Raw genomic sequence first — 24,558 nt, 5'->3', positions numbered from 1 at the left:
CGCTCTTGAGATGCGCGCAGCCCCGCTGTTACTTGCCGTGGTGTTGCTCACGGGCTGCGCCGCGCCCGGCGGGCCGGAAAAACTGCGGGTCGAGGTGCTCGGCACGGTCACGCACGACACCTCGGCCTTCACGGAAGGTTACGAGCTGGCCGACGGTGTGCTGTACGAGAGCACCGGCCTACAGGGCTCGTCCACCCTGCGCGCGGTCGACCCGGGCACCGGAAAGGTGCTCAAGAGCGTCGATCTGCCGGCCGAGTACTTCGGCGAGGGCATCGCCGTGGTCGGGGACAGGATCTGGCAGCTGACCTGGCAGCAGAACGTGGCCATGCTGCGCGACCGGAGCACGCTCCAGCAGCTGAGCACCGCGTCCTACCAGGACGAGGGCTGGGGCCTCTGCTACGACGGCAAGCGGCTGATCATGAGCGACGGGACCTCGCTGCTGACCTTCCGCGACCCGAAGACGTTCGCCGTGACCGGGCACGTGCAGGTCGACTACCAGGGCCAGCTGAACGAGTTGGAGTGCGCGGACGGCTCGGTGTGGGCCAACGTGTACCCGACCAAGACGATCATTCGGGTGGATCCGGGCAGCGGCGCCGTGCAGGGCGTGGCCGACCTGTCGGCGCTCGGTCCGAAGGACGACACCACCCCTGACGACGTGCTCAACGGCATCTCGGTGGCCCCGGCGGCCGGCGAGTTCCTGGTCACCGGCAAACGCTGGCCCCTTGTTTACCGGGTGAGGTTCGTACGCGAGGACTGAGAGTGCGGCAGGATTGAGGGGTGACCGCCGATCACTCCGACCCCGGCCGGGCCCGTCGCGGCTGGAGCGGGGGCAGCAGACGGCGCCAGGAGTCCGTGCAGAACGACCCGGACCTGGTGGCCGAGTGGTCGCGCGCGCCCAAGCCGCCGACGCGGCCGATGCCGCGGTACCCGTGGCAGGAGGAGGGGCAGGAGCCGCCGACCTATCGCACGGCCCCGCGCTATGAGGAGCGTCCACGCTACGAGGAGCAGACGCGCCGGCAGAGCCCGCCGCCCCCGCCTCCGCAGCAGGAGCACCGGTTCGTGCCGCCTGAGCAGCCGACGAGCGGGCCCCGCACGCCGAAGAAGCTGACCGTGACCCGGGTCGCGATGTTCCGCAGCCGGCAGCTCGGGCAGCGCGGCGTCGACGCGTTCCGGCGGGCCCTGCACGCCGACGGCGCCGACCAGTCCGGGCTCGCGGCGCTCACGTGGGCCGTGATGATGAACTACGCGACCGACGCCACGCTGGCGGTCGCGCTGGCCAACACCCTGTTCTTCTCGGCCGCGACCGGCGAGAGCCAGGGCAAGGTCGCGCTGTACCTGTTGATCACTGTCGCGCCGTTCGCCGTGATCGCGCCGGTCATCGGCCCCATGCTGGACCGCATCCAGCACGGACGGCGGCTGGCGTTGGCCATCTCGTGCTTCGGGCAGGCGCTGCTGGCCGTGGTGATGGCGCTGCACTTCGACGACTGGGGCCTGTACCCGGCGGCGCTGGGCACCATGGTGCTGTCGAAGTCGTTCAACGTGCTCAAGGCCGCCGTCACGCCGCGCGTGCTGCCGCCGGACATCACCCTGGTCAAGACCAACGCCCGGCTCACCGTGTTCGGCCTCGCCGCGGCCGGTGTGTTCGGCGCGGTCGCGGTCGGCTTCGCCAAGCTGTTCAACTCCCCCGGCGCGTTGTGGTTCACAGCCATTCTGTGTGTCGCCAATGCCGTGCTGTGCCTGCGAATTCCGGCCTGGGTCGAGGTGACCGAGGGCGAGGTGCCGACCTCGCTGCGGGCCCAGCCGAAGCAGCAGACCCGGCAGCCGCTGGGCCGTCAGGTCGTGATGGCGTTGTGGGGCAACGGCACCATTCGCGTGCTGACCGGCTTCCTCACGCTGTTCGCAGCGTTCGTGATCAAGGCGCAGACCGAGCGCGACCACGCCCCGTTCGAACAGATCCTGCTGCTCGGCATGATCGGCGCGGCCGCCGGGCTGGGCAACTTCCTCGGCAACGGTATCGGCGCGCGCCTACAGTTCGGCCGCCCCGACCAAGTGATCATCGGTGCGTTGAGCGCCATTCTCGGCATGACCGTCGTCGCCGCGCTGATCCCCGGCGTGCCCACCGTGGTCGCGTTGGCGTTGGTCGGTGCGGTCGGCAGCGCCCTGGCCAAGATCAGCCTTGACGCCACCATCCAGGACGATCTGCCCGAGGAGTCGCGGGCGTCGGCGTTCGGACGGTCCGAGACCATCCTCCAGTTCGGCTGGGTGTTCGGCGGCGCGCTGGGCGTGCTGCTGCCGGCCCAGTACTGGATCGGCTTCGCCGTTGTCGGACTGCTGCTGGCCGCCGGGCTGGCGCAGACCGTCATGGTCAACCGGGACAGCACGCTGCTGCCGTGGCTCGGCCGTCGGCGGCCGCTCAAGTCCGATCCGGTCACCCGGCCCAGCTACCAGCGCCCCAGCCCCGGGGCCGCGCCACCGGGCCCGTAGGCTCGTCGGACGTGAGCGTGAAACGCCTTGTCCCGCTGGTGTTGGCCGGCGCCGGTGTGCTGGCCTCGGCGTGTTCGGCGCCGCCGCTGCCCCAGGTGACCTTCTTCTCGGTCAACCAGACGGCCGTGACCGGTCCCACCAAGTACTGCGACCTCAAGGTCACCAAGTGCGCCTCCGACCCGGCCGCGGCGGCCACGCTGGCCGTGCCGCCGAACAAGCCGTTGCAGATCTCCGTGCCCACCGAAGTCGGCGACGCTGCCTGGCAGGTCGAGTTCACGTACACGCTGAACGGTCAGAAGGAGCAGGGCCGCACCTCCGTGTTCGGCCGGGGCGAGCGGCTGGCATACACCCTCCAGTTGCCCGCCGGGGCGCAGTTGGAGACCGCCGCGGTGCAGCGCTACGCCGGCGTGCTCACGTTGAACCCGGACACCGGCGAGCCGGAGTTCGTGATCGGGGCCAACTGGGTGCTGACGGTCCCCGGTCAGGGCTGACGCCGGATCTCCGGCGGCGGCGGGTGGTACGCCTGGCTCATGTGCCGGCTCGCCCTTCCGGTGTTCGGCATCTCCCGCACGCGGCGGCGCAGGCCGGCCAGGTCCTGGCCGGCACGGACCAGCGCCCGCGCCGCCGTGGACTCCGGGTCGTCCAGCAGCGCGGTCAGCATGTCCCGTGGGGACAGGTGATCCGTGAGCACGCGTTTGACGCGGTCGCTCAGCCGGGAGTGCGGATCCGACGGCCCGGCCGTCAATACGCGCACGTGCTCCCGCAACCCGTCCAGGCCGACGGTCAGTCCGATGCGGCGCAACAGGTTGCCGCCGTCCGGATGGAGCAGGCCCAGCAGGAGATGCCCGCTGCTCACCTGAGCGTGGGCCTCCTGCCGGGCGACCGCGAGCACGCGCTCCGACATCGTGGTTACGGGTCGAGGTCCCTGGCCACGCCGCGGACCAGCTCGGCGATCAGCTTCGCCGTCTTGCGGTCCGGGTAGCGGCCGCGGCGCAGGTCCGGCTGGATCTTCGCCTCGAGCACCTTGATCATGTCTTCGATCAGGCCGTGCAGCTCCTCGGCCGGGCGGCGCTTGGCCTCCGCGACCGACGGCGGGGCGTCGACCAGCCGCACCGACAGCGCCTGCGGGCCACGACGGCCTTCAGCCATGCCGAACTCGATGCGCTGACCCGTCTTCAGCCCCTCGATCCCGGGCGGCAGCGCGGAAGCACGCACGTAGACGTCTTCGCCACCGTCCTGGGTGACGAAGCCGAATCCCTTTTCCGTGTCGTACCACTTGACCCTGCCGGTCGGCACTGCACTCACCTCCGCTGCACACAACGAACGCGCCCGGGGACCGTGCCCTGGGCGCGAACTTCAAGGGTAGGGCATCGGCGGCGGCCGCAGTGCCCGGTCGAGTTACGCTGACGGCATGACGAGGTCTGCGCCGGGCGGCAAGCTGATGCCGCTGTCCATGGTCATCTTCGCGCTGGGCCTTGTGGCGCTGGCCGTGATCTTCTCCCTCTACGCCAGCGGCGCCGGCGACCTGCCCCTGTGGCTCAACCTCGCCGGCGTGATCCTCACGCCCGTCGGCCTGGCCCTGGGCCTGGTCGCGGTCTACTTCCAGGTCCGCCGCCGCTCCCCGGAGGCCTGACTCAGCCGGCCATCGGTTCGGCGAAGCGGGAGGCGTTGTCGGAGAGCCAGGTGGGGAACTGCTCAAGGCTGGTCAGGACCACCTCGGCGCCGGCATCCACAAGCTCCTGCCGGTCACAAGGCCCGGTGGTGACGGCGACGGGAACGGCGTCGGCGGCCAGAGCGCCCGCCACGTCGCCGACATGGTCGCCGACGTAGACGGCAGCGCCCTGTTCCCGCAGGACAACGCCCTTGCCGGCGGACCAGAGCTCGCCGCGTAGGTGGTCGATGGACCAACCGAGGGCCTCGACGTGCAGCCGAGCGTTGGGCTCGTACTTACCGGTGATGACGAGCACCCGCCCGCCGAGCTCGCGGACGGCGGCCATGGCCTCGTCGGCGCCGGGCATGGCGACGGTGGTGGCGATGACGACGGCGGGATACAGCGCCCGGTAGCGGTCCATCAAGGCGGGGATCAACGCCTCGTCCATGCCGGCGTCGCGGAACATGTCCTGCAACGGCGGCCCGAGGTGGGAAGCGAAGTCGGAGCCGCTGAGGTCGACGCCGAACTCGGCGCCGACCTGGTCGATGGCGGCGGCCACACCGGGCCGGGCGTCGATGAGGGTCATGTCCAGGTCGAATCCGACGGTCAGTGCCACGCTTCGCACCCTAGCTGTTGACACGAGCCCTTTTCACGTCCAGCCACTTGACACAAAGCTAACAAATGTCAAGCTAGAGAAGTGAAGCAGATCACACCGTTCACGGAGCGGGTGCGCGAATCGCTGCGGGCGCAGCTGCTGGCGGCGGCGGCGGACCTGCTGGCCGAGCGAGGGTTTCGCGGACTGCGCATGGCCGACGTGGCGGCGGCGACCGGGGTCAGCCGGCAGACCGTGCACAACGAGTTCGGCACGAAGGAAGCCCTGGTCGACGCGGTCGCGGCGGACACCGTCAAAGACTTCCTGGACGGCATCGCACAGCGCATCGAGCAGGCGCCGGACATCTACACCGGTATAGCGGCGGCGGTCCGGCACACGCTCGTCCACGCGGAAGAGAACCGCCTGGTCAACGCCATCCTCACCGGCGCGGACGCCGAGGATCTGCTGCCGCTGCTGACCACGAAAGGCCAGCCGGTGCTGCTGCCGGCCGTCGATCTGCTCACGGAGCTGTGGCGGCCACGCCTTCCGTGGCTGCCGGACGACGAGATCCGCCTGCTGGCCGAGACCGGCATGCGGCTGACGGTCAGCCACCTGCTGACACCGACCGGCCCGGTCGACCAGGCCGTCGCCACGATCACCGCCCTGATGCGCCGACTGATCCCGGAGGCTCCCGATGACTGACCAGCGCACCGGATTCCACTCCCTCAAAGGCCGTTTCGACTGGGACCACCTGCCGCTGCGGCTGTTCGCCAAGGGCAACGCCAAGTTCTGGAATCCGGCCGACATCGACTTCAGCCAGGACGCCGAGGACTGGGCCGGGCTCACCGACGCGCAGCGGGAGAACGCCACCTACCTGGTGGCGATGTTCGTCGCCGGCGAGGAGGCGGTCACCGAGGACATCCAGCCGTTCCTGCGGGCGATGGCCGCCGAGGGCCGCATCGGCGACGAGATGTATCTCACCCAGTTCGCCTTCGAGGAGGCCCGGCACACCGAGGTCTTCCGCCGCTGGATGGACGCCGTCGGCCTGACCGAGGACCTACACGCCTACGTGGCCGACAATCCCGGCTACCGCACGATCTTCTACGACGAGCTGCCGGAGTCGCTGCGCAAGCTGGAGGTCGACCACAGCCCGGCGGCGCAGATCCGGGCCAGCGTCACCTACAACCACGTCGTCGAGGGAATGCTGGCGCTGACCGGCTACTACGCCTGGAACAAGGTCTGCAAGAGCCGCGGCATCCTGCCGGGCATGCAGGAGCTGGTCCGCCGCATCGGCGACGACGAGCGCCGGCACATGGCCTGGGGCACCTTCACCTGCCGCCGGCACGTGGCAGCCGACGACGCCAACTGGGACATCGTCACGCAGCGCATGGGCGAGCTGGTCCCGCATGCCTTGGGCGCCATCCAGTGGGTTCTCGATCACGTCGACCAGACCGCCTTCGACCTGGAGGTGACCGAGTTCGTCGGCTACGCCGGCGATCGCGCCCAGCGCCGGCTCGGCGCGATCGAGTCGGCCCGCGGCGCGGACGTGGCCCGGATCGACCTGGACTACACGCCGGAGCGGCTGGAGGACCAGTTCGGCGACGAGGATGCGGCGGCACTGGCTCAGGTCTAGCTGTTGCAAGTAGGTTGCAACAATGGTCTCGATGGCGTCCCGGCTGCGCGGCCGGGCGGTGCTGATCGGCCCGGCCTTCGTGGCGGCGATCGCCTACGTGGACCCGGCCTGGTCCAGTACCTGTCGGCCAAGCTGGGCCTGGTTACCGGACGCTCGCTGCCGGAACTGCCGCGCGACCGCCTGCCGCGCGGCACCCGACTGCTCTATTGGGCCCAGGCGGAAATCGTCGCGATCGCCACGGACCTGGCCGAGGCGCTCGGCGGCGCGATCGCCCTGCGCATCCTGTTCGGACTGCCGCTACTGCTCGGCGGCATCGTCACCGGCGCGGTGTCCACAGCGCTGCTGGCCGTGCAGAACCGCGCGGGCCAACGACCGTTCGAGCGGGTGATCACGGCCCGGCGGCGACCGTCCTAGCTGCGCTGATCGCCGGGGTCGTGATCGCGCTCAACGTGGCACTAGCCATACTTACGGCGTGACCCGGCGTATTTCTCGTCGAGCCGCGCTCGGAATCGCCGCGACCACCGCCCTGGCCGGGTGCGCCGGACCGCCGACCGCCGCTCCCACCCCCAGCGCGACCACGCGTTCCACCACCACAACGCCGCCGGTCACGATGACAACCACGACAACCACAACCGTCGCACCGGGCGGTCCGGCGGTCGAGGTGGTGCGGGCATCGAGCGGCCGTCCCGAGGTCGCGCTGACCTTCCACGGCGACGGCCCACTGGCCATCACCCGCCAGGTTTTGGCGCTGCTGGCCAAAAGTAACGCCAAGATCACGGTGTTTGCCGTCGGCACCTGGGCTGACCTCGACCCCGGACGGCGCGCGCATGGTCCGCGACGGCGGCCACGAGCTGGGCAACCACACGTGGAGCCATCCGGACCTTGAGCGCTACCAGCCCGGCCCGATGCTGACCGAGATCGAACGCTGCCGGGACGCACTGTCCACAGTGGCCGGTACACCGGGCACGTTCTTCCGTCAGTCGCAGGGCCAACACGCCACCGCGCGCGAGCTCGCCGCGGCCGGCACCGCCGGCTACGCCCGAACCCTGTCCTACGACGTGGATTCGCTGGACTGGACGGATCCCGGCGCGGCCGTGATCCGGCGCGAGGTGGCCAAGGCCACCGCGGGCAGCGTGGTGAGCATGCACCTGGGCCATCCCGGCACCGTGCAGGCGCTGCCCGGCATCCTGACCGATCTCGCCGGCCGGGGGCTGACCCCGGTGACCGCGACCGAACTGCTGAGGTGAGAAGTTGCCCTTCCACGGACGGGCGCTGCTCGCGCTCGCATGCGTCGCCGCGCTGACCGCGTGCTCATCGGCCCCGGCCGCCGAGGAACCGCCGCTCACCACGGCGGCCACGACCACGACCACAACCACCACGCCGCCGCCGACCACGACCAAGTCCCTTGTGGACGGTCTGTCGGGCATGCCACCGGTGACCGACAAGCACAATGTGTACGCCGACGCCGGCGCGAACATGGTGCAGGACGCCCTCAAGCAGGACAAGCCGCTGGTCTACGTGCCGCACAGCGGTTCCGGCGACGTGTGGGTGATCGACCCGGCGACCTTCCAGGTCGTGGCCAAGTACCCGGCCGGCATCGAACTCCAGCACGTGGTGCCCTCGTACGACATGCGCACCCTCTACGCCACCGACGACCAGGGCGACCACCTGCTGCCGTTCGACCCGAAAACCGGCCAGCCGGGGCAGAAGATCCCGGTCACCGACCCGTACAACATGTACTTCACGCCGGACGGCCGCTCCGCCATCTCGGTGGCCGAGCGGCTACGCAAACTGGTCTGGTACGACCCGCACACGTGGAAGCAGCAGGGCGAGACCGCCGTGCCGGACTGCGCCGGCGTCGACCACGCCGACTTCAGCCCCGACGGCAAGATCGCGGTGTTCACCTGCGAGTTCGCCGGCCGGGTCGCGGTCATCGACATCGCGACGCACCACCTGCTGCGCATGATCGACATGCCGCAGCGGCACACCGTGATGGGGCCGCAGGACATCAAGCTGGCGCCGGACGGCTCCGTCTACTACATCGCCGACTCGGACGCCAACGGCCTGTGGGTGCTCGACGGCGCGGCGACCAGGGTGCTGCGCTTCATCCCGACCGGCGGCGGCGCGCACGGGCTCTATCTTTCCCGTGACGCCAAGCAGTTGTACGTCACCAACCGGCACGAGGGCTCGGTCAGCGTGCTCGACTCGTACACCGGCGTCGAGCTGGCCAAGTGGCGGCTGCCCGGCGGCGGCAGCCCGGACATGGGCAACGTGACCGCCGACGGCTCGCAGCTGTGGCTGTCCGGCCGGTACGACAAGGTGATCTACGTGCTGTCCACAAAGGACGGTTCGCTGCTGAAGAAGATCCCGGTCGGCAACCAGCCGCACGGCCTATGCGTGTGGCCGCAGCCGGGGCGGTACTCGCTTGGGCACACCGGCATCACGCGGTGACGTCGTCGGCGTGACGCGCGATGTCGTTGGTGCCACAGTGGTTGTGGCGGTCGATGCCGTACTGGTCGGCGGCGTCTTCGCCGGCGGCGGTGGCGTCGACGACGTTGTTGTCGTGGTGACGGGCGACGAGGTCGTGGCGCTCGGCGACGTCCGTCCGGTGCACGGCGTCTTCGACGCGCTGGACGTGGTCAGCGAGGGCACCACAACCGTCGTGGGCACGGTGACACTCGTGGTCTGAGCCGGCGGTTTGGCGCTGGTCACCGGCTTGCGCAGGGCCAGCGGCTGCTCGGCGATCGTGGTCGTGCCGGGCGCCTCCTGCTCGTCGGTCTCCAACGGCGTGGTCTGGCTGGCCCTGGTCGGATGGGGCAACCCGAACGCCGGGCCGGCGTTCGGGTCGTCCTGGCCGTTGAGCAGCGTGGTGAGCGCGATCAGGCCGGCGAAGGCGGCGATGGGCGCGATCATCACCGCGGCGAAGCATCCTCGACCGCTGGCCGGTAGGTCCCGATGAGTCACACCGTGATCATCGTGTAGTCCGCCCGCGTCGTCAGCTTTGTCTGTATCGCTAGATAGGGTGATCATCCACTTCGGACAGTGAGGGCGAACCCTGGTTGACAGCTCGTCCACCGCGGCTCACCATGCCGGATACTCGGCAACAGAGGGGGTGCTGCGTGAACGAGTACGTGCTGCGTGCGTCGGTCGCGCCGGACGACGAGGCCGCTCGGCTGATGCTGATCCAGGACTACCAGGACCCGCTCACCGTCGAGGTCCTGCGGGCGCTGCCGGTCACCGCCGGCTGGCGCTGCCTGGACGTCGGCGCCGGCGGCGGGTCGATCGCGCGGTGGCTGGCCGCTGAGGTGGGGCCGACCCTGGCCACCGACCTTGACGTCACGCGGCTGGCGCCGGGCCCGAACCTGTCGGTGCGGCGGCACGACGTACGCACGGATCCCTTGCCTGAAGCCGAATTCGACCTGGTGCACACCCGGCTCGTGCTGCAACACCTGCCCGAACGGGCGGCCGTGCTCGCTCGACTCGTCACCACTGTCCGCCCCAACGGGCACATTGTCATCGGTGACATCGACTTCACGGTCGTGCGACCGTCCGAGCCCGATCCCGCGTTCGATCGGATCCAGGCCGCCTTCGACGCCGCGGTGCGGGATGCCGGGTGGCAGCCGGATCTGGGTGCCCATCTGCTGTCCATGATCGACGATGCCGGCCTTGACGACGTCCGGGCGACCTGCCACCAGCACGTGCAGAAAGGTGGCGAGGCCGCCCCGGCCATCCTCGCCATGACCTACCAACGACTTCGGCCGCGCCTACTGACGTTCGGCGCGGCCGAGGCCGATCTGGCACGGGTGCTGACCCGCTTGGTGGATCCGGCCGTTCGCTGGCACGGTCCCGCGTTGTGGACCGTGGCCGCCCGCCGGCCGTGAACTGCTACTGCTTGTACGGGGCCGCGGCCGCCTGCGCCGCTGCGGTGAAGGCGCCCTTCATCTCCGGCCAGAACTTGCTGTCCAGGCAGGAGTACTTCGGGAAGAAGCCGCCGCAGGTGCCGCTGTCCGGGCCGACCTCGATGGTGAAGCTGGCCACGCCGAGCACGCCGTAGGTGAAGTCGTCGGTGGTGCCCGACGTCTCGTAGCCCACCGTGCCGCCGTTGGTGTCGACGACGTATCCGTTGGAGGCAGCCATCTTCTTGCCAAGGGCGCGCAACTGAGCGTCGTTGGGCGAGGTCTTCTCGGTGTAGCCCCACGGCACGATGATGTCGTTGCCGTAGCTGTGCAGCGTGATCATCGTGCCGCGCGCGGTGACCGGCGCCGGGTCGTTGTCGCCCGTGCCGCGCTGCACCGGATAGATGGACCGGAAGAACTTCTCCAGCGAGGTCACCTCGGGCTCGCTGCCCTTGCTCGGACCCTGGTACGTCTCCGAGCAGGCCTGGTTCGAGTCGCCGCCCCACTTGTAGGTGGAGTTGCGGTTCAGGTCGATGCCGATGTTGGTGCCGGTGCAGCCGCCGCGGGTGTTGTCCACGTTCTTGCGCTGCATCTTCGGCGAGTTGCCGCCGGAGGACACCACGTCGACACCGTCCGGGTTGGCGATCGGGATCACCCAGATCTCGGTGGTGTCCAGAATGGACGTTGCCGTCGCGTCGGAGCCGTAACCGTTGACCAGGTAGTCGATCCAGCGCTGGGCCAGCTCGCCGGTGGCGATCTCGCGGGCGTGGATCTGGGCCATCAGCGTGAACTTGGGCTTGGCCGAGGTGGTGCTGAGCGTGCAGTCGCCCGACTTCTTCTTGGTCAGGCAGATGGCCTCGATGTCGTGGCCGCCCTTGCCCTTCGTCTTCAGCCACGAGTCGCCGATGTCGTACAGCGTGGCCAGCTCGGGGTGGGCGCTCGCGACCTGGCTGAGGTGCTGCTCCTGGTCCGGCACCGCCCGGTAGCCGCCGTAGAAGGTGGTGGCCACCGCCCGCGACTGCTGCCCGGCCGGCAGCTCCTTGTAGATCGTGTCGTACTTGGTCGGCCGGTATCCCAGGTCCCGCAACGCTTGTGCGGTCTGGCCGGTGCCGGTGACGTAGGCGACGCCCTCGGCTCCCGTCTCGGCGACGTCGAATCCGGCGGCGACCAGCTGGCCGGCCTGGTTGCCGCTGATGGGCACCTGCCACATCACGGGCGTGTCGTCGCCGGCGGCCGCTGAGGCCGTCCCGACGAGCAGCAGTACGGCGGAAACACCGGCGGCTATGCGGATCAGGGCGCGTGGCCTCATGGCGGCTCCTCACGTCGGATGGCGCCGCGTAACCATACCGACACGGTATGTGCGCCTGACTACCCGCCGTTCGTCTGGTTCGCCCGGAGGATCTCGACCGCCCGTTCCCGCATCTCGACCTTGCGGATCTTGCCCGTCACCGTCATCGGGAACTCGTCGACCACGTGCACGTAGCGGGGGATCTTGTAGTGCGCCAGCTTGCCCGTGCAGTACTCGCGGATGCGTTCGGCGGTGATCGGCTCAGCACCCGGGCGCATTCGGATCCACGCCATCAGCTCCTCGCCGTAGCGTTCGTCCGGCACCCCGATCACCTGCGCGTCCAGGACGTCCGGGTGGGTGTAGAGGAATTCCTCCACCTCGCGCGGGTAGACGTTCTCGCCGCCGCGGATCACCATGTCCTTGATCCGGCCGGTGATCGCCACGTAGCCGTCGTCGTCCATCACCGCGAGGTCGCCCGTGTGCATCCAGCGGGCCGCGTCGATCACCTCGGCCGTCTTGTCCGACTGGGCCCAGTAGCCCAGCATCACCGAGTAGCCGCGGGTGCAGAGCTCGCCCTGCTCGCCCCGGGCCGCCGTCAGACCCGTTGCCGGATCGACGATCTTGACCTCCAGGTGCGGATGCACCCGGCCGACCGTCGACACCCGGCGGTCCAGCGAGTCGTCCGCCCTGGTCTGCGTGGACACCGGCGAGGTTTCCGTCATGCCGTAGCAGATGGTCACCTCGGTCATGCCCATGCGGTCGATCACCTGCTTCATCACCTCGACCGGGCAGGGCGAGCCGGCCATGATGCCCGTGCGCAGGCTGGTCAGGTCGTGGTCGTCGAAGTCCGGCAGGGCCAGCTCCGCGATGAACATCGTCGGCACCCCGTACAGGGAGGTGCATTTCTCGTTCTGCACCGCGTCCAATGTGGACTTCGCGTCGAAGGCCTGCGCCGGCACCACCATGCAGGCCCCGTGCGTCGTCGCACCCAGGTTGCCCATCACCATGCCGAAGCAGTGGTAGAACGGCACCGGGATGCAGACCCGGTCCGCTTCCGTGTAGCCGCACAGCTCGCCCACGAAGTACCCGTTGTTCAGGATGTTGTGGTGCGACAGCGTCGCACCCTTCGGAAACCCCGTCGTGCCCGACGTGTACTGGATGTTGATCGGATCGTCCGGCGAGAGCTTGATCTCTTTGAGCAGCTCCCGGTCCTTCGTCCGGCCGTGTTCGACCAGGTCCGTCCACTCCGGACGCCCGATCAGCAGCACCGTCTCCAGCCCCGGGCAGTTCGGCCGCACCTCGTTGATCATCGCCTCGTAGTCCGACGTCTTGAACGTCGGCGTGGCGACCAGCGTCCCCACTTCCGCCTGGTTCAGCACGAACTCCAGTTCGTGCACGCGGTAGGCCGGGTTGATGTTGACCAGGATCGCCCCCAGCTTGGCCGTCGCGTACTGCGTCAGCACCCACTCCGCACAGTTCGGCGCCCAGATTCCCACCCGGTCGCCTTTCCCCACCCCGTTTTCTCGCAACCCCAACGCCACCGCGTCGACATCCTTCGCCAGCTCCCCGTACGTCCACCGCCTGCCGGTGGCGCACTCCACCAGCGCATCCCTGTCCCCGAACCTCTCCACCGTCCGGTCAAGGTTGTCGCCGATGGTGTCGCCGAGCAGCGGCACATCCGAGGTTCCCGAGGCGTAAGCAGGCAGCGCGACCATGCGGCCCATCCTCGCCTGTGACGCGGGCCACTGCCACCCCCGAGCGGGGGTGGGCGGAGTCGGTAGACCGAGGCAGGGTGGGTGGGTGGGGCACAGAACTCGCGCGCGGGTGGGGCACAAGAACCGCGCACGCCGTCCAGCTATGCGCCCACCTGGCGCGGGGCTATTTCCGTACAGTCGTGCCGTCTACGTCACGCGGAAACTTGGTCGCGGTCGGCCTCACTGGTGGAGACGGTGACGTCATGGCCCTCGAAGTCGACGACAATCTTCAGCTGACCGCCAAGAGCCTCCACGTACCGGCGGACCGTGTCGACGGTCAGCTGATTCGGATCTCCCTGCTCAAGCTGACTGATCCGCGGTTGGCTGACTCCCATCCGGCGAGCCAGCTCGCTCTGGGTCACGCGCGCCTGCTCACGGAGCTGCGCCAGCCTGAACCCGAGCACATACGCCTCGACCTTGTTTCGCGCGACGGCACGCTCAGCCTCGACGTCACGGCCGTTGGCACGGTCGATGGCCGCCTTGTCCGCCTTGACTTCCTCCAGGAACGAGCCATGTCTCAACCCTCCTCGCCCTTCGCCATCGCCAGGTGCACCGCGTAACGTCGTTCGGCCAGCGGGACAGCCTTTCTGTACCAACCACTCCAGTCGCCCGCCTTGTCCCCGGCCACCAACAAGATAGCCCGGCGCCCCGGGTCGAAGACGAACAAGATCCTGATCTCGCTAGCCCCTCGGGAACCCGGCCGCAGCTCCTTCAGGTTATGCACCGTCGACCCTTTGATCCGGTCCACCAGCGGTCGCCCAAGCCCCGGCCCTCCCTCCGCCAACATGTCGATCGCCGCTTCCACCTGGTTGGCAGTGTTCGGGTCACTGCGAGCAAGCGCCAGCAGCCACGCATCGACCTCGTCGACGAGCTCTACATCCCACACCCAGCAACTATAATGATACCCTTATGTCACCACACCGACCAGGGTCACTTATCGTCTATCAATAGTCACTTTAAGTGCTCACGGCGGATGTGGGCAGCACCGGGTCCGCCAGGCCCAAAAGGGCGGGTGGGTGGGGCACAAGAACCAAGCACGGCCACGCCGTCTTCTGCCAAGGAGCCGTCGACTGAGCCACGGCGTTCCCGCCCACGCAAGGCTGTACCGGCCCTCCGAGTCAAAGCCGGCGGTCGATCAGAGCTCGACCACCAGACACGGCCCGCCGTCGAACAGGCCGCCGTCCACGGCCAAGACCTTGCCGTCGGCGTAGGACAGGGGGCCGTCGACCTGGTCGGGCTCGATGCCGAGCTGGTCGGCGATGATGCTGTGGCCGTGCACGATGCGTTTGCCGCCGAACTTGCCCATGATCTCGTCGGCGGTCTGGGCGCCGGTGGCTCCGCGGAAGGCGAAGCGGGTGGTCATCTTGTGCCAGCAGTCCCACCACGAGACGAGGTCCTGGCCGTGGAGGATGGCCCGAACCGCGGAGTTGACCTCCTCGACGGAATCGCCCCACGAGAGGTAGGCGGTGGTGTCGGAGTGCAGCAGCAGGTGTTCGTCGACGACGACGGCGACGGGGCGGTCGGTGAGCCAGCGGACGTGGCGGTCGGTGAGGCGGGTCTGGTCGGAGAGCTGCCCGCCGTTGAGATGCCACGATCGGGCGAAGCTGCGGAAGCCGTAGTCGGACGGAACGGGAGTATCGCCGAAAAGGTGCATTCCGAGCAGCAGGACCTCGTGGTTGCCCAGGAGGGAACCGACGAAGCCGCCGGCGCGGTCGGCCTGGTCGGCCAGGCGCATGACGAGGTCGATGACGCCGATGCCCTCGGGCCCGCGGTCGACGAAGTCGCCGAGGAACCACAGGCGGTGCCGCCCACCGGACCACTGCCCCTCGGCGGTGGTCAGCCCGGCATCGTGCAATGCGGTGATGAGCTCGGAGAGGTGGCCATGGACATCACCGACCACGAACACCGACTCATCTCGTTCGTCGTCGCCCACGGTGAGAGACGATAGGCGGTCGACCACCCGGCGCGCCGACCGGACCGGTCACCGGAGCGTATCGAAATGATCTCCGTGAGCTGCGGATTCACGGTTTCGAGCGGTCCGCGAACGGGCGGTCACGGACAGTCACTCAGTCACGTTTGAACGGGTCCGTCGCCCGACCGATGAGGTCGGCAATGGAGTCGATCACCAGGGTCGGCCGGTACGGGAAACGCTCGGCGGTGTCGGCGCCGGAAATGCCGGAAAGGACCAGGATTGTCTGGAGTCCGGCTTCCAGACCGGAACGGACATCGGTGTCCATCCGGTCGCCGATCATGAGGGTGTTCTCGGAATGGGCCCCGATGGCCCGAAGGGCCGAACGCATCATCAACGGGTTGGGCTTGCCGACGTAGTACGGCTCACGGCCGGTCGCCCGGGCGATGAGCGCGGCGACGGAGCCGGTCGCGGGCAGCAGACCCTCACGGCTGGGGCCGGTCTCGTCGGGATTGGTGGCGATGAACCGGGCCCCGGCGTCGACCAGGCGAATGGCCTTGGTGATGGCCTCGAAGCTGTAGGTCCGGGTCTCGCCGAGCACCACATAGTCGGGGTCGCTGTCGGTCAACACGTAGCCGATGGAGTGCAGCGCAGTGGTCAGACCGGCCTCGCCGATGACGTACGCGGAGCCACCGGGCCGCTGGGTGTCGAGGAACTTCGCGGTGGCCAACGCCGAGGTCCAGATGGACGACTCGGGCACGTCCAGACCGGTCCGCAGCAGCCGCGCCCGCAGGTCGCGAGGGGTGTAGATGGAGTTGTTGGTCAACAACATGAACGGCACACCCTGGTCCCGCAGCTCCGCGAGGAACTGGTCGGCACCGGAAATGATGTGCTCCTCGTGGACGAGCACGCCGTCCATGTCCATCAGGTAGTTCCAGACCATGCCCTCATGATCCCCCGGCAACCGGGTGCAAAGCCACCTCAGCGGCCTTCACGGCCAACCAGACCCGAACACCGGGCTCGAGACCGAGGTCGGCGACGGCGGCGGCGGTGAGGTCGGCGGCGAGGCCGTCCACCCAGGACGGACCGTCGACGGCCCGGCTCACCCGCAGTCGAATGAGGTCGCCGTGCGGTTCGAGCCCGCCGACAACGGCGCCGAACACGTTGCGAGGGCTACCGCCGGGCGGCTCGACGTGCACGGCGACGGCGGCAGGGGCGAAAACGGCGACGGCCGGGGCGCCGTCGGCGATGGGTGCGGGCACGTGCCCGCTGATCACGAAGTCGTCGACGACCAGCCCGGACGGCCCGAAATGGCCGGAAACGAGGTCCAAGCCGGCGATACGGGCGGTGAAAGCGGTGCGGGGCCGGGACAAGACGGCCCGGGTCTCGCCCTGCTCGACGATCTCACCGTCGGAGAGCACGACAACACGATCGGCCAGCACGAGGGCGTCCAACGGATCATGGGTGACGAGCAACGCGGTACGACCGGAGTCGCGTAGCACGCGCCGGAGCATGGTGCGCAGCGCGGGGGCGGCGTCGACGTCAAGCGCGGCAAGGGGTTCATCGAGCAGCAGGAGGTCAGGGGCGGCGGCCAGCGCACGGGCGACGGCGACACGCTGGGCCTGGCCGCCGGAAAGCTGTCCGGGACGGCGAGAAGCGAACTCCGCAGCGTCCACATCGGACAACAAGCGCGACGCAAGTTCGTCGGCCGCCGAACGAGAAATGCCCCGCGAACGAGGACCGAAGGCGACGTTGGCGGCAACCGTCAGATGCGGGAACAGCAACGGATCCTGGGCCAGCAAACCGATGCCCCGCAGGTGAGGCGGCACATGAACGCCGGCGGCGACATCGGTCAACACCCGGCCGCTCAACGAGATCCGCCCCGTGGAAGGACGCAGCAATCCGGCCAACGCCCCGAGCAAGGTCGACTTGCCGGCGCCGTTACGGCCAAGCACGGCAACAATCTCGCCCGCCCCAACGGAAAGCTGCACGGACAGGGCGAAGGAGTCGCGACGAACAGCGATGTCGAGGTCGAGAGTCACAGCCGTCCCTCGATCGAACGCGGCCGAGCGACAGCGATGACCACGATCGCCAACACCACCAACAACAATGACACCGCGACGGCAGCGTCCACATCGGACTCGGACTGCACGTAGACCAGCAGCGGCAGGGTCTGGGTGGTGCCCTCCAGGTTGCCGGCGAAGGTGATCGTGGCCCCGAACTCCCCCAACGACCGGGCAAAAGCCAGCACCAAAGAGGAACCCAAGGCGGGCAACAACAACGGCACAGTCACGCGCCGGAACACGGTCCACGGCGCGGCCCCCAAAGTGGCGGCCACAGCCTCGTAGCGCTCGCCGGCGGTCCGCAAGGCGCCCTCAAGGCCGATGACCAGGAACGGCATCGCCACGAACGTCTGCGCGATGATCACGGCAGCCGTGGTGAACGGCAGCCGCAACCCGAACACCGCCAGAACCTGACCACCGAAGCCATTACGCCCCAACAGGTACAGCAAAGCCAGACCACCAACCACCGGCGGCAGAACGAGCGGCAACAACACAACGGCCCGCAGCACCCGCAACCCAGGCAGCCGCCCACGGGCCAGTACGACCGCGAGCGGACCGCCGAGCAGCACCGACAACACAGTGGCGGTCGCACCCGTCCGCACCGAAAGCCACAGGGCCTCCAGCGCGGTCGGGCTGGTCACCAGCTGCGGCAGCCGGCCGAGGTCGCTGCGGGCCACCAGACCGATGACCGGCAGCACGACCAGGGCCAGCGCTATCGCCGCCGGCGCCCAGAGCAGGACCGGGACGGACCGTCTCACGGCAGCTGGAAGCCCACCGCGCCGAGCTCCTTGCGGCCCTGTTCGCCCCGCACGAACGCGACGAACTCCTTGGCCAGCGCGGATTGCGGCGCGTTCTTCAGCACGGTGATCGGATAGTCGTTGATCGCCTTGTCGGCCTCGGGGAAGGGCACGCCCTTGACCTTGCTGCCGGCCGAGTTGACGTCGGTGAGGTACACCAGGCCGGCGTCGGCGTCACCGGACTCGACCTTGGACAGCACGCCGGTGACGGCGGTTTCCTTGCTGGCCGGCGAGATGTGCACGCCGGTGGCCGCCTCGACCTTCAACGCCGCCGCCCCGCACGGCACCGCGTCGGCGCACACCACCACGACGACGCCGGGCTTGGCCAGGTCGGCGAACGAGGCGATGTTCTTGGGGTTGCTGGGCGGAACGGCGATCTCCAGCTTGTTCCGCGCGAACAGCTGCGGCGTGCCGTCGTTCAATGAAGCCTTGGTGACCTTGTCCATGTTGTTCTGGTCGGCCGAGGCGAACACGTCGGCCGCGGCGCCGTTGGTGATCTGCTGCACCAGCGTGGACGAGCCGTCGTAGGTGATCCTCACCGTCACGCCGGGATGGGCCGACTCGAAGTCGACCTTGATCTTGTTGAACGAGGTGGTCAGCGAAGCCGCGGCGAGCACGGTCAGCGTGCCGGACTCCTTGGGCGCCGAGCTGGTCGTGGACGTACCGGCCGAGGACGGCTGCGTGCCACCGCACGCGGTCAGCAGCAGTGCGGCCGACCCGATGGCGACGACGAGTTTCCTCACGACATGCCTCCCGGCGTTTCGATGATCACCTGGGTGGACTTGACCACGGCCACCGCCAGCATGCCGGGGGTCAGCCCGAGTTCGTGGACCGCCTCGGTGCTCATCAGCGACACCACGCGGTGCGGCCCGGACTGGATCTCGACCTGGGCCATCACCTTGTCCTCGACGATCTCGGTGACCAGGCCGACGAACCGGTTGCGGGCCGAGCGGCCCACCCCGGACGGGTCGGGCACGGCGTTGGCCTGGGACCGGGCGAAGGCGGCGAGCTCGGCGCCGTCGACGACCTTGCGGCCGGCAGTGTCGACACCGGCGGTGAGCTGGCCGGAGTCCAGCCAGCGACGCACGGTGTCGTCGCTCACGCCGAGCAGCACGGCGGCCTCGGACACCCGGTAGGTGGGTGAGTCAGGTCGAGTCACGCGCCGAGACTAACTCCGCTCGTGCGGAACAAGAAGAGGAAAGACTCCGCAGATGCGGAATCGCTACCCCTTCTCGCCGATCCGGTGGACTTCCTTGCGCATCTCGTCCAGCATCTCGGCGCCGTAGGAGTACAGCAGTTCCCGCTGCTCGGGCGTGTAGTGCGCGAGTACCCGCGCAGTCGCCTCGGTGAGTCCCTTGAACAGCAGGCTGAACCGCTCGGGGTCCTGCGCGCCCAGCGTGACCTCGACCAGCACCTTGCGCCGGTCGTGCGGGTCGCGGACGCGGCGGACGTAGCCGGCGCGCTCCAGCCGGTCGATCACGCCGGTGACCGCCCCGGTGGACAGGCCGGAAAGCTCGGCGATGCGGCCGGCGGTCATCGGCTGACCCCGCGGGCGGCCAGGTCGAGGCACTTGTGGTCGGTGGCGGACAGGCCCAGCTGCTCGGCGATGCGCGCGTGGAACATGACCGTCACCAGGCTGCTGTCCCGACCCAGCCAGGAGAACCGCTCCAGCTCCTCGTCGCTGACCGGATAGACCGTCCTGGCCTCTGCCGTCTCCGACACGACCCCATCACCTGCTTACTTGCTAAGACACTCGGCCCACAAGACATCATAACCGCGAAGCGTCTGAGTTACCGCATGTCCGTTCCGCGGTGATCCAGCCTAGGGCTACCAGCGACTACCCTGATCGTGATGGCACCCGTCGAGCTAGGCCTTCCGGGCGTGCGGAGCACCCCTGACGTCTCGACGCGTCCCGATCTGCCGGGCTTGATCGACACCTATGGGCGCGTCGCCACTGACCTGCGCGTTTCCCTCACCGACCGGTGCAATCTGCGCTGCACGTACTGCATGCCGGCCGAGGGCCTCGAATGGCTGCCGAGCGGCGATCTGCTGACCGGGACCGAGTTGATCCGGCTGATCCGCATCGCGGTCGACCGACTCGGCATCCGCGAGCTCCGCTTCACCGGCGGGGAACCGCTGCTGCGCAAGGATTTGCCGCAAATCCTCGCGGCCGCGGCGGAACTGCGGCCACGGCCCCGCATGTCCCTGACGACCAACGCGGTCTCACTGGCCCGCAAGGCCGGTCAGCTCAAGCTGTCCGGACTGGACCGCATCAATGTGTCCCTCGACACACTTCGGCCGGACCGCTTCGCCACGATCACCCGGCGCGACCGGCTGGACGACGTGCTCGCGGGCCTCGGCGCCGCGCACGACGCCGGCCTGCGGCCGGTGAAGGTCAACACGGTGCTGATGCGCGGCGTGAACGAGGACGAGGCCCCGGACCTGCTCCAGTTCTGCCTGGACCATGGCTACCAGCTGCGCTTCATCGAGCAGATGCCGCTGGACGCGCAGCACGAGTGGGACCGCACGACGATGATCACCGCCGAGGAGATCCTCGACCGGCTGAGCGCTCGCTTCACGCTCACCCCGGAAGCCAGCTCCGCCCGCGGTGCCGCGCCGGCCGAGCGCTGGCTGGTCGACGGCGGCCCGGCCACGGTCGGCGTGATCGCGTCGGTGACCCGGCCGTTCTGCGCGGCCTGCGACCGTACCCGGCTGACCGCCGACGGCGCGCTGCGCACGTGCCTGTTCGCCACCACCGAGACCGACCTGCGCGGCCCGCTGCGCGCCGGCGCCTCCGACGAGGAGCTCGCGCAGCTGTGGCGGGCGGCGATGTGGGGCAAGGCCAAGGGACACGGCATCAACGACGACGGATTCGCCCAGCCGGACCGTCCGATGAGCGCGATCGGAGGCTGACCGGGTGCTGTTGACCATCCGCTACTTCGCCGGCGCCAAGGCCGCCGCCGGAGTGGACGACGAGCAGCTGAGCCTGCCGCCGGAGTCCACTGTGGACGACGTGCTGAAGCTGGTGCGGGACAAGCACGGCGAGCCGCTGACCCGGGTGCTGACCGCCTCCAGCCTGCTGCTGGACGGAATCGCCGTGCGGGACACCAAGATCTCGGTCGCAGGCGGCCGAGAGCTGGACGTGCTGCCGCCTTTCGCCGGCGGCTGACCCACCCCGCCGCAGCGCCGCCGCCAATGCAGGGAAGGACGCCTTCCCTGCATCACGGCTAAGCGGTGATCGCGGCGCGGATGCGTTCGGCCCAGGCGCGGCCGTCGATGCTGCGCAGGGCCTCACGGTTGAGCCGGTCGGCCGCGGCCGTGTCGCCGCGGTGTTTCCGCACCTGGGCCATCACGTGCAGGGACCACGCGGAACCGCTGGGATTGCCGGCCTTCTCGAAGATCGCCCGCGCCTGCACGGCGTACGCGTAGGCATCGGCCATGTCCTGCTCCCCGCCACGGGCGATCAGCAGGTGCGCCAACAACAACTGCGCGCGAGCCCGGTAGAGCGGCAGCGGGGCGGCGAGGTCGAGGGCGCGGCGGCCGGTGGTCAGCGCCTCCTCCAGCCGGCCGACGGGCATCATCGCCATCGAGGCGCCGATCAGCACCCACAGCCGGGTGCGCATGTGGCTGACCTCGTCCAGCATGCCCAGTGCCTCGTCGAAGCACCGCATGGCGTCGGGGAACTTGCCGGCCATGTGCAGGGTGAGGCCCAGCGCGGACAGGCTCATGGCCTGCGCCCGGTGGCTGCCGGTGCGACGAGCGCTGTCCAGCGCCTCGCGGGCCAGCTCCAGCGCCGGCTCGACCCGTGACGTCATCTGGTACGCGGTTGCCAAGCGGTGCAACACTTCCAGCCCGGCGGTGACCTCGCCGAAGCCCCGGAACATGGCCAACGCGGTGGTCAGCTGCTCGATGGCCTCGACGGGATGCCCACGTTCGAGCAACGCGGCCCCGAGGTTGGCCACGCTGTGCGCCTCGCAGTGCCGCAGACCGGCTTCCCGGCACAGCTCGATGGACCGCCGGCAGTGCTCGACGGCCTCCCCGAGCCGGCCCAGTTCCAGCAGCACGAAGCCGATGTTGGCCCGCCCGATGACCTCGACGTCCCGCAGGCCGGATCGCTGGGCCAACGCCAGCGCCTCGTCGAAGTAGCCGGCGGCCTCGTCGAACTGGCCCAGTTCCAGGTGCGAGTTGCCGGCGTTGTTGAGCGACGCGGCGGCCCCGTCGTCGGCCCCGAGCTCACGGAAGATGTCGGCCGCGGCGAGGAAGCTGTCGATCGCGTCCTCCTGCCGGTCCATGTTCCACTGCGCGGTGCCGAGGTTGAACAGCATCGCCGCCTCGCCGCGCCGGTCGCCGGCCCGCCGGGCCACGGTGACGGCGGTCGAGGCGGTGGCGAACCAGTCCACGTTGTATTGGTGCGCAAGGAAATACCCGCGCAGCGCGTCGGCGAGGCGGACGGCGTGGTCGGCCAGGTGGTGCCGGGCGGCGTAGCCGAAAGCCGCGATGAGGTTGAGCCGCTCGGCATCCAGCCAGGCCAACGCGTCGGCCTCGATGGTGAACACCAGGCCCTGCTGCTTGCCGACGACCAGCCGCACCAGGTCCCGATAGGCCACGTGAGCCGCACCGATCGCGCCGGCCAGGTAGTGGTCGAGCAGCCGCCGCACCACGATGTCCCGCTCGGTACGGGTGTTCTCCTCGTGCTCACGCTGCGCGGCGTAGAGGCGGATCAGGTCGTGGAACTGGAATCGACCCGGCTGCCCAGGCTGCACGAGATGCACGGCGGCGAGCTGGTCGAGCAGCTCGGCGGCGTCGTCGGCATCGGTGGCCAGCAGCGCGGCGGCGGCCTGCGGCGTGAAGTCCGGCCCGGGCACGAGACCCAGCAGCCGGAACAGCTCACGGGCCCGCGGTTGCAGCGTCGTATAGGAAAGGTCGAAGGCCGCCCGCACGGCCGTGCCCTCGTCGCCGGCAATGCTCAGCGCCGAGAGCCGGTTACCGTTGCGAAGCTCGGCCACGTAGTCGGCCAGCCCGGACGGCGGCGACTTGGCCAGGTTGGCGGCGGCGATACGCAGGGCCAGCGGCAGGTACGCGCACAGCCGAGCCAGCTCCGTCGAAGCTGGCACGTCCTTGAGCTCCGGCCCGAGCACGGCGCTGAGCAGCTGTCTGGACTCGTCCGGCGTGAGCGGCTCCAGCAGCACCGTCTCCACATGGGGCAAACGGTTGCGCAGGTCGTTGCGGCTGGTCACGAGCACCGCGCAGCCTTCCGGCGGCGGCAACAGCGACCGAATCTGATCGGCCGCGGCGGCGTTGTCCAGCACGATCAGAATGCGCTTACCCGCGACGAGTCCACGGAAGGCCGCCGCCTGGTGGTCGACGTCGATCGGGATCTGTTCCGGCGGCACACCCATCGCCCGCAGGAACCGAGACAGCACCTGCGCGGTGCTCAACGCCGGGCCGAGGGCGTAGCCGCGCAGGTTGGCGTAGAGCTGGCCATCGGGAAAACGCGGCCGCAGCCGGTGCGCGAGGTGGACGACGAAGGCCGTTTTGCCGACGCCGGGCGGCCCCATCACGGCCACCGGGCCGTCGGGCGTGCCGAGCTCGAACCGGGCCACCAGTTCGTCGATCAGCTTCTCGCGGCCGACGAAGTCGGCGATGTCGGCCGGCAGCTGCGAGGGCACGACCACCGGCCGCGCCGCGTCGGCGGCCAGCGGCGCGATCAGCTCGGGGTCGTTTCGCAGCATGGCCTGGTGCAGCCGGCGCAGCGGCTCGCCGGGGTCGATGCCCAGCTCGTCGGCCAGATAGCCGGCCACGCCCCGGTACGCCGCGAGCGCGTCGGCCTGCCGGCCGCTGCGGTGCAGGGCCAGCATCAGCTGGCCCCAGAACGGCTCCCGCGTCGGGTGCTTGGCCGTGAGCGACTGGAGCTCGGCGATCAGCGCCTGGTGCCGGCCGCGCTGGAGATCGATGTCGATACGTCGTTCCAGCACCTGGAGGTGCTGCTCGACCAGCTGCGGCACGACGTTGCGCTGCAACTCCTCCGACGGCACGTCGGCCAGCGGGGCCCCGCGCCACAGCTGGAGGGCCTCGTCGAGGGCGGCGGCCGCGGCGGCCAGGTCGCCGGCGTCGCCGGCCCGCGTGCCCTCGTCGGACAGCTCGCGGAACCGCTCCAGGTCAACGGATCCCGGCGGCACGTCGATGTAGTAGCCCTCGGGCGCGGTCCGGACCAGGGCCGGGTCGCCGAGGGTCTGCCGCAGCCGCAGCACGTAAGTCTGGAGCGTGCCCTTGGCCCGGGCCGGCGGATTGCCGGCCCACAGCCGCTCGACCAGCGCGTCCACCGGAACCACCCGGTTGGCCCGCAGCAGCAGGCTGGCCAGCAGGGTGCGGTGCTTGGCCGCGCGGATCGGCACCGGCCGGCCGGCCAGCGACACCTCGAGCGGGCCGAGGATGCGGAAGCGCATGTCGGTGGACATGCCAGCCTCCTCTCGGCCGTGCAGTTGTCGTTC

Annotated in this window: 31 protein-coding genes and 1 pseudogene; 15 read left to right on the top strand and 17 right to left on the bottom strand. The window is 69.5% G+C overall.

Annotated elements, in window-relative coordinates; genetic code table 11:
* Positions 1-10: 10 nt before the first annotated feature.
* From M3Q35_RS37225 to M3Q35_RS37215, 3 genes are all read left to right on the top strand, one after another.
* The gene (locus M3Q35_RS37225; protein WP_273937231.1) at positions 11-757 is read left to right on the top strand and encodes a glutaminyl-peptide cyclotransferase; all 747 of its coding nucleotides are present in this window, start codon (positions 11-13) and stop codon (positions 755-757) included.
* Positions 758-915: 158 nt separating this feature from the next.
* Positions 916-2,484 (top strand): MFS transporter, encoded by a 1,569-nt coding sequence (locus tag M3Q35_RS37220; RefSeq protein WP_273944619.1) that lies wholly within the window; start codon positions 916-918, stop codon positions 2,482-2,484.
* 11 nt (positions 2,485-2,495) lie between these two features.
* Positions 2,496-2,975, top strand: coding sequence for a DUF2771 family protein (locus M3Q35_RS37215; protein ID WP_273937230.1), 480 nt, complete (start codon positions 2,496-2,498; stop codon positions 2,973-2,975).
* On the opposite strand, the gene M3Q35_RS37210 is transcribed toward M3Q35_RS37215, so the two are convergent.
* Entirely contained in the window at positions 2,966-3,388 is a 423-nt protein-coding gene (locus M3Q35_RS37210; protein WP_273937229.1) for a Clp protease N-terminal domain-containing protein, read from the bottom strand. The two genes, M3Q35_RS37215 and M3Q35_RS37210, sit on opposite strands and share 10 nt — an antisense overlap.
* Positions 3,389-3,393: 5 nt before the next feature.
* Entirely contained in the window at positions 3,394-3,780 is a 387-nt protein-coding gene (locus M3Q35_RS37205) for a cold-shock protein (protein WP_116181255.1), read from the bottom strand.
* Positions 3,781-3,895: 115 nt separating this feature from the next.
* Here M3Q35_RS37205 and M3Q35_RS37200 point away from each other — a divergent pair, with 115 nt between their 5' ends.
* Complete coding sequence (locus tag M3Q35_RS37200; RefSeq protein WP_273937228.1) at positions 3,896-4,117, top strand: hypothetical protein; 222 nt, start codon at positions 3,896-3,898, stop codon at positions 4,115-4,117.
* Between the two features lies 1 nt (position 4,118).
* Here M3Q35_RS37200 and M3Q35_RS37195 read toward each other — a convergent pair whose 3' ends face one another.
* Positions 4,119-4,751 (bottom strand): HAD family hydrolase, encoded by a 633-nt coding sequence (locus M3Q35_RS37195; RefSeq protein WP_273937227.1) that lies wholly within the window; start codon positions 4,749-4,751, stop codon positions 4,119-4,121.
* Between the two features lie 81 nt (positions 4,752-4,832).
* Here M3Q35_RS37195 and M3Q35_RS37190 point away from each other — a divergent pair, with 81 nt between their 5' ends.
* The 3 genes and pseudogenes from M3Q35_RS37190 to M3Q35_RS37180 form a co-directional block, all read left to right on the top strand.
* Positions 4,833-5,429 (top strand): TetR/AcrR family transcriptional regulator, encoded by a 597-nt coding sequence (locus M3Q35_RS37190; RefSeq protein WP_273937226.1) that lies wholly within the window; start codon positions 4,833-4,835, stop codon positions 5,427-5,429.
* Positions 5,422-6,360, top strand: a complete 939-nt coding sequence (locus M3Q35_RS37185) for a R2-like ligand-binding oxidase (RefSeq protein WP_273937225.1) — start codon at positions 5,422-5,424, stop codon at positions 6,358-6,360. The genes M3Q35_RS37190 and M3Q35_RS37185 overlap by 8 nt, the downstream gene beginning before the upstream one ends.
* 22 nt (positions 6,361-6,382) lie before the next feature.
* Positions 6,383-6,753: pseudogene (locus M3Q35_RS37180) on the top strand (Nramp family divalent metal transporter); the annotation flags it as partial.
* Between the two features lie 72 nt (positions 6,754-6,825).
* Here M3Q35_RS37180 and M3Q35_RS37175 read toward each other — a convergent pair.
* Entirely contained in the window at positions 6,826-7,155 is a 330-nt protein-coding gene (locus tag M3Q35_RS37175) for a hypothetical protein (RefSeq protein WP_273944752.1), read from the bottom strand.
* Here M3Q35_RS37175 and M3Q35_RS37170 point away from each other — a divergent pair.
* From M3Q35_RS37170 to M3Q35_RS37145, 6 genes are all read left to right on the top strand, one after another.
* Positions 7,082-7,246 (top strand): hypothetical protein, encoded by a 165-nt coding sequence (locus M3Q35_RS37170; protein WP_273944618.1) that lies wholly within the window; start codon positions 7,082-7,084, stop codon positions 7,244-7,246. The genes M3Q35_RS37175 and M3Q35_RS37170 overlap by 74 nt on opposite strands.
* Positions 7,188-7,607 carry a polysaccharide deacetylase family protein gene (locus tag M3Q35_RS37165; RefSeq protein WP_273937224.1) on the top strand — a complete coding sequence of 140 codons (420 nt, stop codon included), beginning with the start codon at positions 7,188-7,190 and terminating at the stop codon, positions 7,605-7,607. The genes M3Q35_RS37170 and M3Q35_RS37165 overlap by 59 nt, the downstream gene beginning before the upstream one ends.
* A 4-nt stretch (positions 7,608-7,611) precedes the next feature.
* Positions 7,612-8,811 (top strand): YncE family protein, encoded by a 1,200-nt coding sequence (locus M3Q35_RS37160; RefSeq protein ID WP_273937223.1) that lies wholly within the window; start codon positions 7,612-7,614, stop codon positions 8,809-8,811.
* A 37-nt stretch (positions 8,812-8,848) separates the two neighbouring features.
* Positions 8,849-9,049, top strand: a complete 201-nt coding sequence (locus M3Q35_RS37155) for a hypothetical protein (RefSeq protein WP_273937222.1) — start codon at positions 8,849-8,851, stop codon at positions 9,047-9,049.
* A 27-nt stretch (positions 9,050-9,076) separates the two neighbouring features.
* Positions 9,077-9,319: a hypothetical protein gene (locus tag M3Q35_RS37150; RefSeq protein WP_273937221.1), complete on the top strand. Its 243-nt coding sequence runs from the start codon at positions 9,077-9,079 to the stop codon at positions 9,317-9,319.
* Between the two features lie 160 nt (positions 9,320-9,479).
* Complete coding sequence (locus M3Q35_RS37145; protein WP_273937220.1) at positions 9,480-10,241, top strand: class I SAM-dependent methyltransferase; 762 nt, start codon at positions 9,480-9,482, stop codon at positions 10,239-10,241.
* 4 nt (positions 10,242-10,245) lie between these two features.
* Here the strand turns inward: M3Q35_RS37145 and M3Q35_RS37140 are convergent, their stop codons facing one another.
* The 12 genes from M3Q35_RS37140 to M3Q35_RS48610 all read right to left on the bottom strand — a co-directional run bounded on the left by M3Q35_RS37140 (position 10,246) and on the right by M3Q35_RS48610 (position 19,789).
* Complete coding sequence (locus M3Q35_RS37140; RefSeq protein ID WP_273937219.1) at positions 10,246-11,565, bottom strand: M14 family zinc carboxypeptidase; 1,320 nt, start codon at positions 11,563-11,565, stop codon at positions 10,246-10,248.
* 59 nt (positions 11,566-11,624) lie between these two features.
* Positions 11,625-13,259 carry an AMP-binding protein gene (locus tag M3Q35_RS37135; protein WP_379794452.1) on the bottom strand — a complete coding sequence of 545 codons (1,635 nt, stop codon included), beginning with the start codon at positions 13,257-13,259 and terminating at the stop codon, positions 11,625-11,627.
* A gap of 191 nt (positions 13,260-13,450) precedes the next feature.
* Entirely contained in the window at positions 13,451-13,819 is a 369-nt protein-coding gene (locus M3Q35_RS37130; protein WP_273937217.1) for a helix-turn-helix domain-containing protein, read from the bottom strand.
* Entirely contained in the window at positions 13,816-14,184 is a 369-nt protein-coding gene (locus tag M3Q35_RS37125; protein WP_273937216.1) for a type II toxin-antitoxin system RelE/ParE family toxin, read from the bottom strand. The genes M3Q35_RS37130 and M3Q35_RS37125 overlap by 4 nt, the downstream gene beginning before the upstream one ends.
* 249 nt (positions 14,185-14,433) lie before the next feature.
* A complete protein-coding gene (locus tag M3Q35_RS37120; protein ID WP_273937215.1) occupies positions 14,434-15,231 on the bottom strand; it encodes a metallophosphoesterase in 798 nt (265 codons plus the stop codon).
* A gap of 133 nt (positions 15,232-15,364) precedes the next feature.
* Positions 15,365-16,150, bottom strand: coding sequence for an HAD-IIA family hydrolase (locus M3Q35_RS37115; RefSeq protein ID WP_273937214.1), 786 nt, complete (start codon positions 16,148-16,150; stop codon positions 15,365-15,367).
* 4 nt (positions 16,151-16,154) lie between these two features.
* Positions 16,155-17,249, bottom strand: coding sequence for a sulfate/molybdate ABC transporter ATP-binding protein (locus M3Q35_RS37110; protein WP_273937213.1), 1,095 nt, complete (start codon positions 17,247-17,249; stop codon positions 16,155-16,157).
* On the bottom strand, positions 17,246-18,028 hold the full coding sequence (locus M3Q35_RS37105; RefSeq protein ID WP_273937211.1) for an ABC transporter permease: 783 nt from the start codon (positions 18,026-18,028) through the stop codon (positions 17,246-17,248). Before M3Q35_RS37105 ends, M3Q35_RS37110 begins: the two co-directional genes overlap by 4 nt.
* The gene (modA, locus tag M3Q35_RS37100; RefSeq protein WP_273937210.1) at positions 18,025-18,810 is read right to left on the bottom strand and encodes a molybdate ABC transporter substrate-binding protein; all 786 of its coding nucleotides are present in this window, start codon (positions 18,808-18,810) and stop codon (positions 18,025-18,027) included. The genes M3Q35_RS37105 and modA overlap by 4 nt, the downstream gene beginning before the upstream one ends.
* Positions 18,807-19,226, bottom strand: coding sequence for a TOBE domain-containing protein (locus M3Q35_RS37095; protein WP_273937209.1), 420 nt, complete (start codon positions 19,224-19,226; stop codon positions 18,807-18,809). Before M3Q35_RS37095 ends, modA begins: the two co-directional genes overlap by 4 nt.
* A 63-nt stretch (positions 19,227-19,289) precedes the next feature.
* Positions 19,290-19,604, bottom strand: coding sequence for a MarR family winged helix-turn-helix transcriptional regulator (locus tag M3Q35_RS48615; protein WP_337960511.1), 315 nt, complete (start codon positions 19,602-19,604; stop codon positions 19,290-19,292).
* Entirely contained in the window at positions 19,601-19,789 is a 189-nt protein-coding gene (locus M3Q35_RS48610) for a hypothetical protein (RefSeq protein ID WP_337960510.1), read from the bottom strand. The genes M3Q35_RS48615 and M3Q35_RS48610 overlap by 4 nt, the downstream gene beginning before the upstream one ends.
* Before the next feature lie 129 nt (positions 19,790-19,918).
* Between M3Q35_RS48610 and moaA the strand changes: the two genes are divergently transcribed.
* Together moaA and M3Q35_RS37080 are read left to right on the top strand one after the other, a co-directional pair.
* Positions 19,919-20,980, top strand: a complete 1,062-nt coding sequence (gene moaA, locus M3Q35_RS37085) for a GTP 3',8-cyclase MoaA (RefSeq protein ID WP_273937208.1) — start codon at positions 19,919-19,921, stop codon at positions 20,978-20,980.
* A 4-nt stretch (positions 20,981-20,984) separates the two neighbouring features.
* Positions 20,985-21,236, top strand: coding sequence for a MoaD/ThiS family protein (locus M3Q35_RS37080; protein WP_273937207.1), 252 nt, complete (start codon positions 20,985-20,987; stop codon positions 21,234-21,236).
* A 58-nt stretch (positions 21,237-21,294) separates the two neighbouring features.
* Here the strand turns inward: M3Q35_RS37080 and M3Q35_RS37075 are convergent, their stop codons facing one another.
* Complete coding sequence (locus tag M3Q35_RS37075) at positions 21,295-24,525, bottom strand: AfsR/SARP family transcriptional regulator (RefSeq protein ID WP_273937206.1); 3,231 nt, start codon at positions 24,523-24,525, stop codon at positions 21,295-21,297.
* Between the last annotated feature and the right edge of the window lie 33 nt (positions 24,526-24,558).

The organism is Kutzneria chonburiensis, assembly GCF_028622115.1.
GTDB classification, from domain to species: Bacteria; Actinomycetota; Actinomycetes; order Mycobacteriales; family Pseudonocardiaceae; genus Kutzneria; species Kutzneria chonburiensis.
Note: the sequence above shows the minus strand (reverse complement) of the source record. Positions and strands in the feature narration are given on the sequence as shown.

Bases quoted from the DNA above. Each gene is read 5' to 3' on its own strand.
- M3Q35_RS37225 (WP_273937231.1), top strand. From the start codon at position 11: ATGCGCGCAGCCCCGCTGTTACTTGCCGTGGTGTTGCTCACGGGCTGC.
- M3Q35_RS37220 (WP_273944619.1), top strand. From the start codon at position 916: ATGCCGCGGTACCCGTGGCAGGAGGAGGGGCAGGAGCCGCCGACCTAT.
- M3Q35_RS37210 (WP_273937229.1), bottom strand. From the start codon at position 3,388: ATGTCGGAGCGCGTGCTCGCGGTCGCCCGGCAGGAGGCCCACGCTCAG.
- M3Q35_RS37200 (WP_273937228.1), top strand. From the start codon at position 3,896: ATGACGAGGTCTGCGCCGGGCGGCAAGCTGATGCCGCTGTCCATGGTC.
- M3Q35_RS37185 (WP_273937225.1), top strand. From the start codon at position 5,422: ATGACTGACCAGCGCACCGGATTCCACTCCCTCAAAGGCCGTTTCGAC.
- M3Q35_RS37165 (WP_273937224.1), top strand. From the start codon at position 7,188: ATGGTCCGCGACGGCGGCCACGAGCTGGGCAACCACACGTGGAGCCAT.
- M3Q35_RS37140 (WP_273937219.1), bottom strand. From the start codon at position 11,565: ATGAGGCCACGCGCCCTGATCCGCATAGCCGCCGGTGTTTCCGCCGTA.
- M3Q35_RS37135 (WP_379794452.1), bottom strand. From the start codon at position 13,259: ATGGTCGCGCTGCCTGCTTACGCCTCGGGAACCTCGGATGTGCCGCTG.
- M3Q35_RS37115 (WP_273937214.1), bottom strand. From the start codon at position 16,150: ATGGTCTGGAACTACCTGATGGACATGGACGGCGTGCTCGTCCACGAG.
- M3Q35_RS48615 (WP_337960511.1), bottom strand. From the start codon at position 19,604: ATGACCGCCGGCCGCATCGCCGAGCTTTCCGGCCTGTCCACCGGGGCG.
- moaA (WP_273937208.1), top strand. From the start codon at position 19,919: ATGGCACCCGTCGAGCTAGGCCTTCCGGGCGTGCGGAGCACCCCTGAC.
- M3Q35_RS37075 (WP_273937206.1), bottom strand. From the start codon at position 24,525: ATGTCCACCGACATGCGCTTCCGCATCCTCGGCCCGCTCGAGGTGTCG.